This is a genomic window from Streptomyces sp. NPDC020917 (genome assembly GCF_044333795.1).
Taxonomy (GTDB): Bacteria; Actinomycetota; Actinomycetes; order Streptomycetales; family Streptomycetaceae; genus Actinacidiphila.
This window is the reverse complement of sequence record NZ_JBIRRR010000019.1, coordinates 166,645-184,315: the sequence shown is the minus strand read 5'-3', so window position 1 is coordinate 184,315 and position 17,671 is coordinate 166,645. Positions and strand designations below refer to the sequence as shown.

General features: G+C 71.7%; 14 protein-coding genes. 7 read left to right on the top strand and 7 right to left on the bottom strand.

The features are described 5' to 3' along the window. Nucleotides 1-44 precede the first annotated feature (44 nt). Nucleotides 45-785: a GntR family transcriptional regulator gene (locus ACH4TG_RS31885; RefSeq protein ID WP_398246077.1), complete on the bottom strand. Its 741-nt coding sequence runs from the start codon at nt 783-785 to the stop codon at nt 45-47. A 102-nt stretch (nt 786-887) separates the two neighbouring features. Here ACH4TG_RS31885 and ACH4TG_RS31880 point away from each other — a divergent pair, with 102 nt between their 5' ends. From ACH4TG_RS31880 to ACH4TG_RS31850, 7 genes are all read left to right on the top strand, one after another. Beyond that, nucleotides 888-2,183 carry an ABC transporter substrate-binding protein gene (locus ACH4TG_RS31880; protein ID WP_398246076.1) on the top strand — a complete coding sequence of 432 codons (1,296 nt, stop codon included), beginning with the start codon at nt 888-890 and terminating at the stop codon, nt 2,181-2,183. Nucleotides 2,184-2,269: 86 nt separating this feature from the next. Continuing rightward, a complete protein-coding gene (locus ACH4TG_RS31875) occupies nt 2,270-3,187 on the top strand; it encodes a carbohydrate ABC transporter permease (RefSeq protein WP_398246075.1) in 918 nt (305 codons plus the stop codon). After that, the gene (locus ACH4TG_RS31870; RefSeq protein WP_398246074.1) at nt 3,184-4,107 is read left to right on the top strand and encodes a carbohydrate ABC transporter permease; all 924 of its coding nucleotides are present in this window, start codon (nt 3,184-3,186) and stop codon (nt 4,105-4,107) included. The genes ACH4TG_RS31875 and ACH4TG_RS31870 overlap by 4 nt, the downstream gene beginning before the upstream one ends. A gap of 28 nt (nt 4,108-4,135) precedes the next feature. Continuing rightward, complete coding sequence (locus tag ACH4TG_RS31865) at nt 4,136-6,898, top strand: fibronectin type III domain-containing protein (protein WP_398246073.1); 2,763 nt, start codon at nt 4,136-4,138, stop codon at nt 6,896-6,898. A 139-nt stretch (nt 6,899-7,037) separates the two neighbouring features. After that, nucleotides 7,038-7,754, top strand: a complete 717-nt coding sequence (locus ACH4TG_RS31860) for a GntR family transcriptional regulator (RefSeq protein WP_398246072.1) — start codon at nt 7,038-7,040, stop codon at nt 7,752-7,754. Between the two features lie 233 nt (nt 7,755-7,987). Next, the gene (locus ACH4TG_RS31855; protein ID WP_398246071.1) at nt 7,988-10,213 is read left to right on the top strand and encodes a hypothetical protein; all 2,226 of its coding nucleotides are present in this window, start codon (nt 7,988-7,990) and stop codon (nt 10,211-10,213) included. A 55-nt stretch (nt 10,214-10,268) separates the two neighbouring features. Then, on the top strand, nt 10,269-11,135 hold the full coding sequence (locus ACH4TG_RS31850) for an alpha/beta hydrolase (RefSeq protein ID WP_398246070.1): 867 nt from the start codon (nt 10,269-10,271) through the stop codon (nt 11,133-11,135). Nucleotides 11,136-11,215: 80 nt separating this feature from the next. On the opposite strand, the gene hypE is transcribed toward ACH4TG_RS31850, so the two are convergent. The 6 genes from hypE to ACH4TG_RS31820 form a co-directional block, all read right to left on the bottom strand. Continuing rightward, a complete protein-coding gene (hypE, locus tag ACH4TG_RS31845) occupies nt 11,216-12,205 on the bottom strand; it encodes a hydrogenase expression/formation protein HypE (protein ID WP_398246095.1) in 990 nt (329 codons plus the stop codon). A gap of 148 nt (nt 12,206-12,353) precedes the next feature. Then, nucleotides 12,354-13,478, bottom strand: coding sequence for a hydrogenase formation protein HypD (gene hypD / locus ACH4TG_RS31840; RefSeq protein WP_398246069.1), 1,125 nt, complete (start codon nt 13,476-13,478; stop codon nt 12,354-12,356). Beyond that, complete coding sequence (locus ACH4TG_RS31835; RefSeq protein ID WP_398246068.1) at nt 13,475-13,816, bottom strand: HypC/HybG/HupF family hydrogenase formation chaperone; 342 nt, start codon at nt 13,814-13,816, stop codon at nt 13,475-13,477. The genes hypD and ACH4TG_RS31835 overlap by 4 nt, the downstream gene beginning before the upstream one ends. A gap of 15 nt (nt 13,817-13,831) precedes the next feature. Next, entirely contained in the window at nt 13,832-16,327 is a 2,496-nt protein-coding gene (hypF, locus tag ACH4TG_RS31830; protein WP_398246067.1) for a carbamoyltransferase HypF, read from the bottom strand. 15 nt (nt 16,328-16,342) lie between these two features. Further along, nucleotides 16,343-17,209: a hydrogenase nickel incorporation protein HypB gene (gene hypB, locus ACH4TG_RS31825; RefSeq protein ID WP_398246094.1), complete on the bottom strand. Its 867-nt coding sequence runs from the start codon at nt 17,207-17,209 to the stop codon at nt 16,343-16,345. A gap of 5 nt (nt 17,210-17,214) precedes the next feature. Next, nucleotides 17,215-17,592: a hydrogenase maturation nickel metallochaperone HypA gene (locus ACH4TG_RS31820; protein WP_398246066.1), complete on the bottom strand. Its 378-nt coding sequence runs from the start codon at nt 17,590-17,592 to the stop codon at nt 17,215-17,217. Nucleotides 17,593-17,671 lie beyond the last annotated feature (79 nt).

Below are 17,671 nucleotides of genomic sequence, written 5' to 3'. Positions count from 1 at the left end.
CGTCCTGACCCCGCCGGGCCGCCGCCGGGGCGGCGTCTGCCCGGTCATTCGGTGAAGTAGTCCGGATACTGCGCGCACAGCGCCGGGACGCGTTCCAGCGCGCGCCTGGCGTGCCGGCTGATCAGCTCGCGCCCGCCCGCGACGTCGCGGGCCTCCAGCGCGTCGACGATCAGCCGGTGCTCGTCGATCAGGTCCCGCATGCTCGCGGTGTCCGGCTGGGCGAGCCGGCGCAGCCGGTCGAGTTGCAGCTTCATCCGCTGCACGGCCTGCCAGGCCCGCAGGTACCCGCTGAGGGCGAACACCTCGGCGTGCAGGGCCTCGTCGGCCAGGAAGAACGCGTCGTGGTCGTCGGCGCGGTAGCTCTCCTCCTGCTGGTCCAGCAGGGCGCGCAGCCGGCCGACGTCGAGGGCGGAGCTGCCGCACGCCGCCTCGAAGGCCGAGACCTCCAGGCTCTCGCGGACGAAGCGTGCCTCCTCCACGTCCCACAGGCGGATCAGCCCGACCCTGGTGCCGACCTGCGGCACGACGTGGACGAGGCCGGCGTCCGCGAGCCGGGCGATCGCCTCGCGCACCGGCGTCCGGCTGACGTGGAGGCGCTCGGCGATCTCCGTCTCGGACAGGGAGGAGCCCGGCGCCAGGTGCAGGGTGCGGATGGCGGACACCAGTTCGTCGTGGACGAGGTCGGAGGTCCGGGTCCGCCGGCCGTCCCGGCTGATCGGCGACAGCACTCCGGCGGGTCCGCGGGGCGCCTGATCCGGCATGCGCGCTGGTCGGGGAGCGTTCATGTCAGAATCCTTGCATGCCAGCGTACTTGTATGCAAGTATTCCCCGCCATCGGCCGGGCAGCACAAGCGCACCGCGCTGTAAGAGCAAACCGAGGGGACGTCATGATCAAGCGCAGGGCGAGGCTCACTGCCGCAGCGATCCTCGCTGCCACCACCATCATGCTGAGCGGGTGCAGCAGTAGCAGCAGCCCGACAGCTGAATCCAAGGGCCCGGCCGACATCACCTTCTGGGGCTGGGCCGCCGGCTACGACAAGTCCGTGGCCCTCTGGAACAAGACGCACCCGGACATCCACGTGAAGTACGAGGCCGTCACCAACGGCGGCGCCGGGGGCTACGACAAGATGCTCACGGCCGCCAAGGCCGGCAACGCCCCCTGCCTGGCACAGGTCGGGTACGAGACGTTCTCCAGCTTCCTGGCGGCGGGCGTCCTCCAGGACGTCAGCAAGTACGTCGAGAAGGACCGCGCGGAGTTCCCCAACTGGGTGTGGAACAACGTCGGCGTCGACGGCAAGGCCTACGGCGTGCCCGTGGACACCGCACCGATGGCGATGTTCTACCGGACCGACCTGTTCACCAAGGCCCACATCGCGGTGCCGAAGACCTGGGACGAGTTCGCGGCCGCCGCGGCCGCTGTGAAGGCGGCGGACCCGTCCTCGCGGATCATGAACCTGCCCACCGACGCCTACCTGTACGCCGGGTTCGCCTGGCAGGGCGGCGCCCCGTGGTTCGGGGTGAAGGGCGACTCCTGGTCGGTGTCCTTCGACAGCCCCGCCAACCGCAAGGTCGGCGACTACTGGCAGGGCCTCTACGACAAGGGGCTGCTCACCTCGTACCCGGCCTTCGACGCGTCGCTGTACTCGGCGTGGAGCAAGGGAACGGTCTGGGCAGAGGTCGGTCCGGTCTGGTCGGCGTCCCTGATCCGCGACAACGCGGCCGGTTCCACCGGCAAGTGGGGCGTCGCGCCCATGCCGCGCTGGGCCGGTTCCGACGCGGTCGGCAACTCCGGCGGATCGGCCACGGCCGTGATGAAGGACTGCGCGCACCCCAAGGAGGCGACCGAGTTCGCCACGTGGATGTCGACGAACAGCGACTCCGTGTCGAACCTGATCGCGTCGGCGGCCATCCTGCCCGCGTCCAAGTCCGGGCTGGCCAACTCCGCGCTCGACGCCCCGCAGGCCTACTACGGCGGCCAGCGCATCTACCAGCTGTTCCGCACCGAGTCGGCCAAGGTGAACGACGGCTGGGTGTGGGGTCCGATCATGTCGACCTCGGCGACGTCGCTCGGTGACGGGCTCGGCAGGATCCACACGAAGAAGGGGTCGTACCAGGACGCCCTCGACGGCGCCCAGAAGAGCACCGTCACGGCCCTGAAGTCCCAGGGCTTCTCGGTGAGTTAGCCGTCCCCGCGGGGGGCCGCGGGACCGCGGCCCCCCGCTCCCCCGCACCGCTCCCCCGCACCCGTTCCTCCTCAGAGAAGGTGACCGTGTCCTCCGTGACGTCCGCCGTGACGAACCGCCGGCGCCGACTTCGCGAACTCCGCCGAGCCGCGCCCTTCGTCCTGCCCTTCCTCCTGCTCTTCGTCTGCGTCTACCTGATCCCCACCGGATACTCCCTGGAGCAGAGCTTCTTCGCCGTGAAGCGGTCCGGTCTCGGGCTCACCGGGTCGCGGACGGTCTTCGCCGGCTTCGACAACTACGTCCAGGTGTTCCACGACACGGACTTCCTCAACTCGCTGGGGCGGGTGGCCTTCATCGGCGTGATCCAGGTGCCGCTGATGCTCGTCGTCGCGCTGGCGCTCGCCCTGATGCTCGACTCGCCGGCCGTCAGGGGCGGCCGGCTGTTCCGGGTCGCCTACTTCGTCCCGTACGGGCTGCCCGGCGTGATCGCGGGTCTGGTCTGGTCGTTCCTGTACGCGCCGTCGCTGAGCCCGGTCACCCGGCTGCTCGACTCGGCCGGCATCCACGCCAGTTTCGTCAGCGACGCGGCCCTGCCCTTCTCCATCGCGAACATCCTCACCTGGGCCTGGACCGGCTACAACACGATCCTGATGTACGCGGCCCTGCAGGCCATCCCGCAGGAGACCATGGAGGCCGCCGCGCTGGACGGCTGCACCGGGTGGCGGGCCGCGCTGCTCGTCAAGGTCCCGCAGATCCGCCCGGCCCTGCTGATGACCCTGGTGTTCTCGATCATCGGCACGTTCCAGCTCTACAACGAGCCGGCCACCATGAAGTCGGTGGCACCGAACCTGTCGTCGACCTACACACCGATCATGGCCACGCTGCGGTCGGTGTCCTCGAACAACTTCAACTACGCGGCGACGCAGTCGGTGGTGCTCGGTGCGCTGATCTGCGTGCTGTCGGTCGCCGTCTTCCGCGCGTCGGCCAAGAGGACCGACTCATGACCAGCACGATGCACCCGCCCGCGCGCACCACCACGGCCAGGCCCGCGCCGCCGCCACCGCGGCGCTCGAAGGGCAGCCCGCTGACGCACGTGAACCCCACGTCCCGGCTGTTCGTGCTGGCCGTCATGACGCTCTTCGCCCTCTACTTCCTGCTCCCGGTGTGGTGGCTGATCGTGTCCGCCACCAAGGGCAGCGGGGAGCTGTTCTCCGGCAGCGGCTTCTGGTTCGGCCACCACTTCGCCCTCTGGGACAACGTGCAGACGCTGTTCAAGGCCCAGGGCGGCATCTACTCGCGGTGGCTGCTCAACTCGCTGCTGTACGCCGTGGGCGGCGGCGTCGTCTCCACGCTGCTGGCCGCGATGTGCGGCTACGCGCTGGCGAAGCTCCCCTTCCCCGGCCGCGAGGCGGTGTTCGGCACCGTGCTCGCCGCGGTGCTGCTGCCCGCGCCGGTGCTCGCCGTCCCGCTGTACCTGCTGTTCAGCCACACCGGGGTGGTCAACACCTTCTGGTCGGTGTTCATCCCGAGCATCGTCAGCCCGTTCGGCGTGTACCTCAGCCGGATCTACGCCGCGTCCTCGATACCGGACGCGCTGATCGAGGCCGGCCGCATCGACGGTGCGGGTGAACTGCGCATCTTCGCCATGGGGATGAGGATCATGGCCCCCGCCATGGTCACCGTCTTCCTGTTCCAGTTCGTCGCGATCTGGACCAACTTCCTTCTCCCCTCGCTCATGCTCGCCAACAGCCGTCTGCAGCCCGTGACCGTGGGTCTCGTCGGCTGGCGCGAAATGCAGGGCTACCCCATCGGGTACGCCACGGTCGTCACCGGGGCGATGCTGTCGGTCGTGCCGGTCGTCGCCATGTTCGTGTCGCTGCAGTCGTTCTGGAGCAAGGGCCTGGTCGCAGGGGCCGTCAAGTAGTCAGCCAGTGTCAACGAAAGGATGCTCGATGAGAGTCCTGTACGGAGCCGTGGCGTCGTTGTGCGTCACCGTGCTTCTCGCGGCACCGTCCCAGGGTGCCGTCGCCGCCGACGACACGCCCGTCAACCTGCTCGCGGCGGACATGGACACCACGATGGACAGCGGCACCAGCCCCCTGACCCAGGGCAGCACCACCACCGGCGGTACCCAGCAGATCGTGGACGTGGGCGGCAACAACGCCCTCGAACTGCGGGACGCCTCCCAGGGGGCCGCCCTCGCCAGCTACTTCTACCACCGCTTCTCCACCGGCTCGCTGAAGGACCGGATCAACGCCGTCTACAGCCTGCCGGTGGGCAGCCCCGCCGAGCAGTTCGTGCTGAAGTTCGACCTCAGGCGCAGCGCGGCCAGCGACAAGCCGGTCGCCAAGGACATCTACGCGCAGATCCAGTTCGGCAACTTCGACAACGTCATGGTGCCGCGCTTCCCGGTCCCGTCGGTGAGCCTCACCGGCACCGCCGCGTACAAGGACACCTCCGGCGCGCTCCAGCCGGTCGACGACAGCGACATCCCCCAGTACCGCTTCACCATCGTGCCCAACGGCGGCAAGCGGCTGGTGACCTCCGTCGAGCTCGGCTTCCAGGTGCGCGTCGACACCGGCGGCACCGACGAGGCGATCACCGTCGACAACCTCGGGGTGTACGACGCCGGTGCGATCAACGACACCACCCCGCCGTCCACGCCTGCGAACCTGACGGCCGGCAAGCCGTCCCAGGACAGCGTGCCGCTGGTGTGGAGCCCGTCCACCGACGACACCGGCGTGACCGGCTACGACGTCTACCGCGACGGCTACCTCGTCCAGTCCGTCAGCGGCTCCACCACCCAGGCCGTGGTCACCGGGCTGGTGCCGGGCACCGCCTACGACTTCACGGTGCGGGCCAAGGACGCGTTCGGCAACGTCAGCCCGATGAGCGCCCCGCTGCACGTCTCGACCGCCCCCTACGTGCCGTCCGCCCCCGCCCCCTTCCCCGGCACCCAGCAGACGCGGTCGCAGTGGCTGTGGGACAAGACCAAGGCGATGAAGGAGGAGGAGGGCCCGATCAACATCGCCGAGTACACCGCGCAGCTGGTGGACCACCAGGACGTCGCGACGAACCTCGGCAAGCTCGACAAGCTCTACCAGGGCTACGACTACGAGCAGTACAAGTGGCTGTCGCGGATGTACGCCTACCTCATGGCCGGCGACCAGTTCAGCCCCGCGATGCTCCAGGACGTGCGCCACTACTTCGGCCAGTACAGCTACAAGAAGCTGCCGCAGACCGAGAACCTGCGGATGAGCACCTACGTCACCGGCTACCTGGTCGGCCAGTACCTCCCCGACGTGGCCGACACCAACGGCACCTCCGGCGCGGCGCTGATGGCCGCGAGCAAGGCCAACATCGAGGAGATGGTGCAGAAGGCGGTCCACGGCGGCTGGGCCGAGTACGAGAGCCCCGAGTACACGATCATGACGTACTTCGGCCTCAACGCGCTCTACCAGTGGTCGAACGACCCGCAGTTGCGCAACGAGGTCAAGATGGCCATGGACGTCATGTGGTTCGAGTGGGCCAACGACTGGGACAACGGCTACATGATCTCGTCCGAGAGCCGGGCCAAGGGCGACCTGTCGTCGGTCAACGACCCGACGTGGCGGCCCGCGGACCACACCTCACTCGCCTGGACGTACTTCGGTGAGCACCGCGCGCAGCAGGGCGTGGGCGAGTCGGACAACCCGGCGCCCTCGGCGTACCGCCCCGACCTGGAGTACGTCGGCCTGCTCGCCTGGTCCGGCACGACCTACACGCCGCCGGCCCTCGCGGTGAAGATCGGCCAGATGACCAACAAGTCCTACACCTCGTTCAAGACGAACATGCAGAACTCCAGCGGCAACGCCATGGACGTCTACCGCACCACCTACGTGCGGCCGACCTGGGGTCTGGGCACCGAGGTGCAGTACCGCAGGGTCGACAACTGGATCGAGGACCAGCCGCTTGACCTGCGCTGGCAGTCGGACGCGGCGAACCCGCTGTTCCGGGTGTCGGTCGATCAGGGCAACGCGCCGGTCGGCAACTACGACCAGCCGGCCGAGCACCGGGTGATGCAGGACGGCCCGACGGCCGTGGGCGTCTTCAAGTCCGACGGCAACCAGACCGAGAACTACGTCAACGCGATGTTCCCGGACACCGGCTCGATCAAGGAACGCCGCCAGGTGGACGGCTGGACGGTCGTGGACACCGGCACCATGTACTTCGCGTTCAAGATGGCGAAGCCGGCGACCTGGTACCACCAGACGCCCAACGACCCGTCGAACAAGGTGAAGACCACCACCCAGATCCACCCGACGACGACCCCGAGCTACAGCTACGACATCCTGCGCAGCCAGGCCGACCGCAACGGGTGGGTGCTGGAGACCGGGGACACCTCCAAGTACGCCAGCCTCGACGCCTTCGCGACGGCGCTGACCACCAAGACCCGGCTGGACACCAGCCACGTCGACGACGCCGACCCGCGGCTGGTGTACCACAGCCTGACCGGCGACGACCTGGACATCACCTTCGACGACCCGACCCAGGCGCCCGGTGCGACCCACCTGGTGAACGGCAAGCCCATCAACTACGACGGGTTCAAGCTGTTCGACACGCCGTGGCTCCAGCAGGACCAGCAGGGCTCCCGGTTCATCGCCAGGGTCGACGACCAGGCGGTCGTGTACGACTTCGACAACTGGACGATGAGCACCCGCGGTGAGCACGGCTGACGGCCGACCCGCAGGGCGGCGGGGCGCGGGCGAGGACGCATCCTCTCCCGCGCCCCCTCGTCCGGAACCGGTCGCGCACGGTGGCACCTATCCTGGCCCTGCCGGAAGTCCGGCATGCGCCTATGCAAGGGAATGATCGGTGAGCAGCACCCCAGCGGGCACCCAGCGTGATGCCGGGTCGCTCCGGCCCATCACGCGCGGTCGCGTCCGCACGTCCGACCGGGTCCACGACGAGCTGATGTCGGCGATCCGGACCCTGCGGATCCCGCCGGGGGCCTCGCTGTCCGAGACCGATCTGTCCGCCCGGCTCCAGGTGAGCAGGACGCCGCTGCGCGAGGCGATCGCGCGTCTGGTGGACAGCGGGCTGGTCTCCGTCATCCCGCAGGTCGGCACCACCGTGGGCCGCATCAGCCTGCGCGACGTCGAGGAAGCGCGGTTCGTCCGGGAGAGCCTGGAGGTCTCGGCCTTCGCCGTCGCGTGCGGCAAGGCCGACCGCGGCGTGGGCGCGTGCCGGGCGCTGCTGGCCGAGCAGGACCGCTACCGGGCCGAGGAGGACCTCGCCGGCTTCTTCGACGCCGACGAGGCCCTGCACGAGCAGATCTTCGTGATCAGCGGCTACCACGGCGCCTGGACCGTCATGCAGCCGATGAAGGTCCAGCTCGACCGGTTGCGCCGGCTCGCCCAGCCCGACATCGGCAGCGTGGGGGACCTGATCGAGGAGCACACGGCGATCGTCGACGCGCTGGAGGCCGGCGACGTCGAGGGCGGGCAGCAGATCCTCCGCGCGCACATCGGCCGGGTGCGCCGCTACGCCCCCGCGCTGCGGGAGCAGTACCCCGACTACTTCACCGACTGAGACGGCGCTGCCCCGCGGCTCCGCCCGCACCCCTGGGGACGCCGCCTTGGCCGGTTGGTGAGCGCTCACGTGACAGAGGATGAGGACCGCCGAGCTTCGACGGTCACAGCGAAAGTGGTTCCAGGCATTGACGCGGCTCAGGACCGGTTCTAGCTTTACCGCCGTCAAGTGAACGGACACTCGCTCGGCTCGGCAGGCCCTCAGCGGCCGGCCCATGACGAAGGACCCCTGATATGAGCGAGCAGGAACCCGCACCGTCGTCCTCCACGCCCGAGTCCACGTCCCCCGACCGCTCCATGAGCCGCCGCCGGATGCTCACCCACGGCCGCAACGCGGCGATCGTCGCCGGCGCCGCCCTGGCGATCCCGGCGGCGGGCACCGCGACGGCCCGCGCCGCGGCGGCGGGCAGCACAGGCGCGTCCGCCACCACGGCCGGCGCGGCCGCTCCCGCGGCCATGACGCCGATGGTCACCCCGACCAACACCCTGACGAACGTCGTCACCTCCTGGACCGGGAACACCTTCTCGGGTGCCACCGAGTGGGTGCAGGACTTCGTCTTCAACATCGCCGTCGCGTCCGACGGCACCGTCTACACCGTCAGCTTCTGGGACGAGGCCGGCAACTACGCCGGTATCTACAAGGACGGCCACATGATCGGCAACTGCCGCGGCGCCAACGGCGACGCGGTGGCGGTCAACGACTCCTACGTCTACCTCAGCGTCGGCAACGGCCTGACCCGCTACAACCGGGACGGCACCGCCACCTCGCTGACCTTCGCGGTCGGCAGCCCGCCGGCCGCCGCCGCGGCCTCGGCGACCCAGGTGGTGGCCACCAACCGGTCGGCCAACCAGGTCAAGATCTTCGACGCGGCCACCGGCGCCCTGGTGCGCAGCTGGAGCGTCAACCAGCCCGGCTCGGTGGCGATCGCCGCGAACGGCGACATCTGGGTCGTCGCGAACGTCACCCGGGACACCAACGACGGGCACTTCTGGCACGTCAACACGTCGCGTCCGGCACAGATCCTGCACTTCTCCAACACCGGTACGCAGTTGGGCGGGACGATCAGCGGCCCGTCCTCCGCCTGGATCCCCACCTCGCTGGCGATCGACGTGCACGGGGACCTGCTGGTCGGCGACAACGGCCCGCTGCGCCAGGTGCACACGTACACCAACCTGTCCGGGACGCCCTCGCTGGCCCGCAGCCTCGGCCAGGCCGGCGGCATCGGGGCGGGGACGCCGGGCCGGGTCACCTCGGACAAGTTCTTCGGCATCGTCGGCGTCGGCGGCGACTCCGCGGGCAACGTCTACCTCGCGATGTTCGAGTTCGGCACCTGGCTGCGGAAGTTCAACTCCGCGGGAACGGTGGTCTGGCAGCTCCAGGGCAGCGCCTTCGTCGACGCCGGCGACTTCGACCCGACCGCCGACGGGATCGAGGTCTACACCAAGCAGTGCCACTACAGCATGAACTACACGCGGGCGCCCGGCACCGACGCGACCTGGCGCAGCTACACCCTGGACTCCGTCGCCTACCCGCAGGACGCGCGGCTGTTCCTGACGGGCCATCAGCACCATGCCGCATCGCCGTTCCTGCGGCGGCTGAACGGCCAGCTGTACATGTTCGTCACCGGCATGTACTGCTCCCACATGCTGATCTACCGCTTCCAGGGCGAGATCGCCAAGCCGTCCGGGGCGATCTTCAAGGCGCACTGGAACGGTGACGACCCCACGTGGCCGCCGAACCAGCCTGCCACCGGCGAGTGGATCTGGCGCGACATCAGCGGCAACGGCGCCTTCGAGGCAGGCGAGTACCTCCAGACCGGCACCGGCCTCAACTCCCCCAGCAACTGCTGGGTGTGGTTCGTCGACGACAACGGCAACATCTGGGAGGGCGGCGACCGCGACCTGCGCTACTACCCCCTTCAGGGCTTCGACGCGCAGGGCAACCCGATCTACACCTACGCCAGCCGGCAGAGCATCCCGCTGCCGGCTCCCTTCAACGTCGTCCGCCGGCTGCACTACGACGTGAACACCGACGTGATGTACATGTCCGGGTACACCCCGGACCAGCTCTTCGACAACGCCCACTGGAAGGAGTGCGGCAAGGTCCTGGTGCGCTACGACAAGTGGAGCACCGGCAACCGCACGCCCACCTGGACGCTGGTGCTGCCCTGGGACACCGCCGCGAACCCCGTGGTGACCATGGTGACGATGGACTACGCGGGCGACTACATCTTCGCCTGCGGCATCGCGACCCGCGGGCAGGTGTGGGTGTGGAAGGCGGCCGACGCCAGCCCGGTGGGCACCTGGCAGCCGGGCGCGAACGTCGGCGGCGTGGACCGCACCGGCTGGGTCGACATCCCGTACGGGCTCACCGCGACCCGCCGCTCCAACGGGGACTACCTGGTCCAGGTCGAGGACGACCTGCTCAACAAGGTCCTGCTGTACCGCTGGACGCCGTGAGCCGTCCCCGGATCCCCTACCGTTCCCCCGACACCCGAGGAGGCGATGAGCACCTGTGAACGGCGAGATGCACGTGCACGAGGCGCACGACAGGCAGAACGGCCGGCCCGTTCCGGACGCGTGGGACGTGCGGCGGGTCCAGGTGACCGCACCGGACGGCGTCGTGCTCGACGCCGTGGTGCACCGCCCGGCACCCGGCTTCCCCGCGGACGGCTCCCGGGGCACGGTGCTCCTCGTGCACGGCATCTCGGCCACCATGGACGAGGGCGGCGCCTTCGTCCGGCTCGCCCAGCGCCTCGCCGAACTGGGCCTGACCACCGTCCGGTTCAGCTTCCGCGGGCACGGGGAGAGCGGCGGCGGCCCGCAGGGCATCACGATCGCCGGCGAGATGCTCGACCTGGAGGCCGTCGCCGGCCACGCGGAGCGGGAGTTCCCCGGTCCGCTGTCGGTGGTGGCGGCGAGCTTCGGGGCCGTGTCCACCGGCCTGTCGATGCCCTGGCTGGGCCCGCGGCTGCGCCATCTGGTGCTGTGGAACCCGGTGCTGGACCTGCGCCGCACCTTCCTGGAACCCGAACTGCCCTGGGGCCTGGCCAACTTCGGCCCCGAGCCGATGGCGGAGCTGGCGCGCGACGGGCAGTTGCTGCTCGACGGCCGCTTCGCCCTCGGCCGGGTGCTGTTCGCCGAGATGGCGCGCTGCCGGCCGCTCGACGGCTACGCCGCGGCGGGCCCGCCGGCGCTGGTGCTGCACGGGGACCGCGACACGCTGGTCTCGTTCGACATCGCCCGGCAGGCCGCGGAGGCCCTCCCGCACTGGGAGTTCCACGCGGTCACCGGCGCAGGACACGGCTTCCACACCCCCGAGCACGAGCGCGAGGCGATCACGGTGACCGCCCGCCGCTTGACGGGCGAAACGGCCGGGTGAGCGCGGCGCGGCCGGGCCGTCGCAGGCGGGCACCGCCCGCGCGACGCCCCGGCCGCGACGACCCGGCCGCGGCGTCCCGGTCAGCAGATCCGCGGCAGTTGCTCCCCGAGCGGGAGGTCGACGACGCGGGTGCCGCCGAGTGCCGTGCGCGCCACCACCATGCCGGGGTGGTCCGCGACGCACTCCCCGACGACCGCCGCCTGGGCGCCCAGCGGGTGGGCGCGCATGGCGGCCAGCACCGCGTCGGCGTCCTGCCGGGGCACGAACGCCACCAGCTTGCCCTCGTTGGCCACGTACAACGGGTCGAGGCCCAGTACCGCGCAGGCGTTGGCCACTTCGGGCGGCACCGGCACCCGGTTCTCGTGCACGACGACGCCCACCGAGGCCGCGTCCGCGATCTCGTTCAGCGCCGCGGCGAGGCCGCCGCGCGTGGGGTCCCGCAGGACGTGCACGTCCGGGGTCACGTCGAGCATCGCCTGCACCAGGCCGCCGAGCGCGGCGCAGTCGCTCTGGATCTCGACGCCGAACTCCAGCCCCTCGCGCACGCTCATGATGGCCACCCCGTGCTGCCCGACGGGCCCGCTGACGATCACCACGTCGCCGGGCACCGCGCGCTGCGGCCGGATGTCCACGCCGTTGGGGATCAGGCCGATGCCGGCGGTGTTGACGTAGATGCCGTCGCCGTGGCCGGACTCGACGACCTTGGTGTCGCCGGTCGCCACCTCGACGCCGGCGGTGCGGGCGGCCGCCCCCAGGGCGCGGGCGACCTCGGCCACCACGGCCACGGACACCCCCTCCTCCAGGATGAAGCCGCAGGACAGGTACGCGGCCCGCGCCCCGCTCATCGCCAGGTCGTTGACGGTGCCGTTGACCGCCAGGTCGCCGATGCTGCCGCCGGGGAAGAACAGCGGCCGCACCACGTACGAGTCGGTGCTGAACGCCAGCCGCGCGCCGCCGAGTTCGAGGCGGGCGGAGTCGCCGAGCCCGGCGAGCACCGGGCCGCCGAAGGCCGGTGCGAAGACGTGCTCGACGAGTTCGGCGCTCAGCGCCCCGCCGCCGCCGTGCCCCATGACGATCCGGGGCAGGTCGCGCAGCGGCGCGGGGCAGGTCCAGCCGGAGAAGTCCGGGGCGGGCGCGGTCGTCTGCGCGGGCACGGGGCCCGCGGACGTGCCGGTGCCCGTACCGGAGCCGGTGCCGGAGGCCGGGATGCCGGTGATGTCAGCCAACGGGAGTCGCCTCCACGGGTGCGGGGGTGCCGCCGAGCCGGCGGTACAGGTAGTAGGCGGCGCAGGCCCCTTCGCTGGAGACCATGGTCGCCCCGAGCGGGGTCCGCGGCGTGCACGTGGTGCCGAACGCCTCGCACTGGTGCGGCTTGAGCAGGCCCTGCAGGACCTCGCCGCTGCGGCACTCGGCCGGCTCCAGGGTGGCGATGCCCTCCACCGAGAAGCGGTGCTCGGCGTCGAAGTCCCGGTAGCGGGAGGCCAGTCGCCAGCCGCTGCGCGGGATCACGCCGATGCCGCGCCAGGCGCGGTCGGTCACCTCGAAGATGTCGTCGAGCATCGCCTTCGCGGCCGGGTTGCCCTCGGGCCGCACCGCCCGGCTGTACGCGTTCTCGACGGTGTGCTCGCCGCGTTCCAGCTGGGTGACCGACCGGCGCACGCCCTCCAGGATGTCCAGCGGCTCGAACCCGGTGACGACGATCGGCACACGGAAGCGGTCGGCGAGTTCGGGGTACTCGCCGGTCCCCATCACGCTGCACACGTGCCCGGCGGCGAGGAAGGCGTCCACCCGGCAGTCCGGGGAGCCCATGATGGCCTCGATGGCCGGGGGGACCCGCACATGGGACACCAGCAGGCTGAAGTTGCGGATGCCGAGCCGCTTGGCCTGGTGGACGGTCATGGCGTTGGGCGGCGCGGTGGTCTCGAAGCCGATGCCGAAGAAGACGACTTCGGAGTCCGGGTTCTGCTGCGCGATCCGCAGGGCGTCCAGCGGGGAGTACACCACCCGCACGTCACCGCCCTCGCCGCGGACCTGGAACAGGTCGCGGCCGGTGCCGGGCACCCGCAGCATGTCGCCGAACGAGCAGAAGATGACGCCGGGCCGGGAGGCGATCTCCAGTGCCTTGTCGATGACTTCGAGCGGCGTGACGCAGACCGGGCAGCCGGGCCCGTGGATGAGTTCCACCTGGTCCGGCAGCAGCTGGTCGATGCCGTGCCGGATGATGGAGTGCGTCTGGCCGCCGCACACCTCCATCAGCGCCCACGGCTTGGTGACCGTGGCGTGGATCCGGTCGAGCAGCCTGCGGGCCAGCTCCGGATCCTGGAACTCCTCGAGGTACTTCACCGTTGTGCCTCCTCAGCGGTCCGCGGGTGGGCGGGCCCCCGCCCCTCGCCGGTCGGGGCAGGCTCCGCGGCCGCGTCCGCGGCCTGCTCCCAGGGGTCGCCGAACTCCTCCTCCAGGAGTCCGAGGTTCTGGAACAGCGCCAGGCTCTGCAGCGCGGACTCCTCGTCGAGCCGCTGCAGCGCGAAGCCGACGTGCACGATGGTGTACTCGCCGACCTTGAGGTCCGGCAGGTACTCCAGGCACACGTCCTTGACCACACCGCCGAAGTCGACGGTCGCCATCCGCGTCCCGTCGCGTTCCTCGATCTCCATGACCTTGCCGGGCACCGCCAGGCACATGCCGTTCTCCTCGCTCTAGGCTTGCGGTTGAAGGGTCCGGTCGGCGGGGTGCGGAGCCCGCGCCGCCACGACGAGCTGGCCGAGGGCGAGCCCGCCGTCGTTGGGCGGCACCAGGCGGTGGCGCAGCACCGTGAAGCCGTCCTCGCGCAGCCCGCGGCAACAGGCCGAGGACAGCAGGGCGTTGGCGAACACCCCGCCGCTCAGCGCGACGCAGCCGATGCCGGTTTGTTCGCGCAGTTGCCCGCACACCGCCCGCACCGCACCGGCGACGGCCGCGTGGAAGGCGGCGGCGATGCGGTCCGTGCCGAGGCCCGCGGCAAGGTCGGCGACGACGGCCGCCAGCACCGGCGCCGGGTCCAGCAGCAGCGGTTCGGGGCCGCCCGCGCCCTCGGCGGCCTGGGTGAACGCGAAGGCGTAGCCGGGGCGTTCGGGGTGCCCTCCGTCGAACGACGCTGCGGCCGCCTCCAGTTCGATCGCGGCCTGCGCCTCGTAGGTGGCGTGCTGGCACAGGCCGATCAGCGAGGACACCGCGTCGAACAGGCGGCCCATGCTGGACGTCGGCACGCAGTGCAGTCCGCGGTCCAACTGCCTTTGCAGCACGGCTCGTTCCACCTCGGGGCACGCGGCGGTGCAGGGCAGCGCCGGATCCCAGGACAAGCCCGCGGCACGCAGGTGGGCAAGCGCCATCCGGTACGGGTGCCGGACGGCGGCGTCGCCGCCCGGCAGCGGCGTGTACCGAAGATGGGCGGCGCGCCGGTAGCCGTCGTAGTTGGCGACCAGCACCTCGCCGCCCCAGACGGCGCCGTCGTCGCCCGCGCCGGTGCCGTCGAAGGCGATCCCGATGACGGGGGCGCGGCCGTCGTGGCCGTTGTCCGCCATCACCGCGGCGACGTGCGCGTGGTGGTGCTGCACCCGCCGCAGGCGCGGCCCGTGCCGGCGCTCGGCGAGCCGGCCCGAGCGGTATCCGGGATGGCGGTCGGCGGCCACGACCTGCGGCCTGACGCCGGTGATGTCCTCCAGGTGCCGCTCCGCGTGCTCGAACGCGGTGAGCGTGGCCAGGTCGTCCATGTCGCCGACGTGCGCGGACAGCCACGCCTGGCGCCCCTCGCCGAGGCAGAAGGTGTTCTTCAGGTCGCCGCCGACCGCGAGCGACGGGAGCACCGGGACGGGCAGCGGCACCGGGAACGGCGTGTGGCCGCGGGAGCGCCGGACGGGCAGCTCCTGGCCGTCGACGACCCGTACCACCGAGTCGTCGCACGGGACGTGGATCGGGCGGTCGTGGGTGAGCCAGCCGTCGACGAGCGGCGCGAGCCGCTCCAGCGCCTCGTCGTCGCGGGTGACGATGGGTTCGCCGCCCAGGTTGCCGCTGGTCATCACCAGCAGCCTCGGGCCCGGCGGATCGCCCGGCAGCCCGAGCAGCAGGTGGTGCAGCGGCGTGTAGGGCAGCATGACGCCGAGGTCGGCGCTGCCGGGAGCCACCGAGGGGGCGAGCAGGCCGGCTCCGGTCCCGGCGCCGTCCGCTCCCCCGGTGCCGGCCCGGCGGCGCAGCAGCACGATGGGCCGGCGGATCCCGTTGAGCAGCGCGCGTTCCGCGGCGTCGAGGCGCACCAGCGGCTCGACGTCGGCGGGGCCGGCGGCCATCACGGCGAACGGCTTGTCGCCGCGGGCCTTGCGGCGCCGCAGCGTGCGCACCGCGTCCTCGTTCCCGGCGTCGCAGGCCAGGTGGTAGCCGCCCAGCCCCTTGACCGCGAGGATCGCGCCCTCGGCCAGCAACTGCCGTGCGCGGGCGACCGGTTCGCCGCCGCGGTCCTCGGCCGGGCCCCTCGGGTCCGCCGGCCGCCCGAGCACCAGCCGCAACCGCGGCCCGCAGTCGTGGCAGGCGACCGGCTGGGCGTGGAAGCGGCGGTCCGCGGGGTCGGTGTACTCCCGCTCGCAGCGCGGGCACATCGGGAACGCGGCCATGGTGGTGTGCGCGCGGTCGTAGGGCAGCGCGGTGACGATGGTGAACCGCGGTCCGCAGTGGGTGCAGGTGATGAACGGGTGCCGGTGCCGGCGGTCCGCCGGGTCGCGCAGTTCGGCCAGGCACGCGTCGCACGTCGCGGTGTCCGGTGCGATCAGCGTGCGGCGCGGCCCGTCCTGCCGGGACGGCACGATGCGGAACGCGGTGTCGCCCTGCGGCGGGACCGCCGCGTGGTCGACGGACTGCACCACGGCCAGCGGCGGCGCCTCACCCGCGATCCGCTCGCAGAAGGCCGCGGTCGCCTCCGCCGGGCCCTCGACCTCGGCGACCACGCCCTCCCCGGTGTTGGTCACCTGCCCGCCGAGGCCCAGTTCGCCGGCCAGCGCGTACACATACGGCCGGAACCCGACCCCCTGGACGACCCCGCGCACGGTGACCCTGCGGCGCGTCACGGGGACGGGCGCGGGCGCGGATCCGGCGGAGGCGGATGCGGAGGCGAAGCCGTCGGGTGCGGGTGCGGGTGCTGCGGGCGCGGCGGGTTCCGCGGTCATCGGGGAGCAGCCGTCTCAGCGGGCCGCGGCGGGCGCGCCGCCGTGCGCGCCGTCCTGCACGTCGGCGGGGGCGTCGGCAGGAACGTCGTCGGGGGCGTGCGGACCGTCATGCGCGTGGGCGTGGGCGTGCGGGTGGCCGTGCCCGAGGCCGAAGGCGTGCGCATGCGCGTGCCCGTCCTCGACGAGGGCGACGGCGGAGGTGGCCATCACCGGCCGGTGCGGGGCCGCGCCGTCGGCGACCGCCAGCGCCCGGTCGAGCAGCGCCCCGGCCCCCTCGCCGCTGCGCGCGGAGGTGAACACCACCTCCACCCCGGGGTTGACCTGCCGGACGTGGCCGAGGAACGCCTCGCGGTCGAACTCCACGGCCTCGGCGATGTCGTTCTTGGTGACGACCACCAGCTGCGCGAGCCCGAAGGCGGTGGGGTACTTCAGCGGCTTGTCCTCGCCCTCGGTGACGGAGGCCAGCACCACCCGCAGCGACTCGCCGAGGTCGTAGGACGCCGGGCACACCAGGTTGCCGACGTTCTCCACGAACAGCAGCCGGACGTCCTGCTCCGGCCACCCGTCGAGGTGCCGGCCGAGCATGTCGGTCTCCAGGTGGCACAGCCCGTCGGTGAGCACCTGCCGCACCGGCACGCCCGAACGGGCCAGCCGCCGGGCGTCGTTCTCGGTGGCGAGGTCCGCGGTCAGCGCGGCCACCGCCAGGCCGCGCTCGCGCGCCAGCCCCAACTCGGCCTCCAGCAGCGCGGTCTTGCCGCTTCCGGGGCTGGACATCAGGTTGACCAGGACCGTGCCGCGCGCCGCCATCCGCGCCCGCAGGTCCCTGGCCCCCTCGTCGTTCTTGGCGAGCACCGCCGTCTGCAGGTCCGCGGCACGGCACATGGTCGTCACACCTCCTGACAGGCCGTGGCGGCACCGGCGTCGGCCCAGCGCACCTCGGCGATCTCCAGTTCCCTGCCGGACAGCAGGCCGCCTGCGGCACCCCCGCAGCACGGGCAGCACAGCTGCGGGGGCAGTCCGGTGTCCCAGTCCGATCCGCACGGGGCGCAGGAAGCGCGTCCCGGCACCTGCTGGGTGAGGAGCGTGGCTCCCGCCAGCACGGTGTTCTCACAGGCGAGTTCGAAGCAGAACCGCAGGGCGTCGGGCACCACTCCGGCCAGCTCCCCGACCCGCAGCGCCACCGACTCGACGGCGGTGTGGCCGTGGGAGCGTGCGGCGTCCTCGACCTGGCCGACGACGGCCAGCGCGATGGACATCTCGTGCATGGTCACTCCCTGACGCGGCCGCCGGAGGGCTGTCCCGCGGCCGAGTCCAGTACAGGGGCCGCCGGTGGGGCAGGCGGCC

What these genes read in the sequence shown, in the direction of transcription:
- ACH4TG_RS31880 (WP_398246076.1), top strand. Translation starts at nt 888, where the DNA reads ATGATCAAGCGCAGGGCGAGGCTCACTGCCGCAGCGATCCTCGCTGCC.
- ACH4TG_RS31865 (WP_398246073.1), top strand. Translation starts at nt 4,136, where the DNA reads ATGAGAGTCCTGTACGGAGCCGTGGCGTCGTTGTGCGTCACCGTGCTT.
- ACH4TG_RS31870 (WP_398246074.1), top strand. Translation starts at nt 3,184, where the DNA reads ATGACCAGCACGATGCACCCGCCCGCGCGCACCACCACGGCCAGGCCC.
- ACH4TG_RS31885 (WP_398246077.1), bottom strand. Translation starts at nt 785, where the DNA reads ATGAACGCTCCCCGACCAGCGCGCATGCCGGATCAGGCGCCCCGCGGA.
- hypE (WP_398246095.1), bottom strand. Translation starts at nt 12,205, where the DNA reads ATGGGGCACGGCGGCGGCGGGGCGCTGAGCGCCGAACTCGTCGAGCAC.
- hypF (WP_398246067.1), bottom strand. Translation starts at nt 16,327, where the DNA reads ATGACCGCGGAACCCGCCGCGCCCGCAGCACCCGCACCCGCACCCGAC.
- ACH4TG_RS31820 (WP_398246066.1), bottom strand. Translation starts at nt 17,592, where the DNA reads ATGCACGAGATGTCCATCGCGCTGGCCGTCGTCGGCCAGGTCGAGGAC.
- ACH4TG_RS31855 (WP_398246071.1), top strand. Translation starts at nt 7,988, where the DNA reads ATGAGCGAGCAGGAACCCGCACCGTCGTCCTCCACGCCCGAGTCCACG.
- ACH4TG_RS31835 (WP_398246068.1), bottom strand. Translation starts at nt 13,816, where the DNA reads ATGTGCCTGGCGGTGCCCGGCAAGGTCATGGAGATCGAGGAACGCGAC.
- hypB (WP_398246094.1), bottom strand. Translation starts at nt 17,209, where the DNA reads ATGTGCCGTGCCGCGGACCTGCAGACGGCGGTGCTCGCCAAGAACGAC.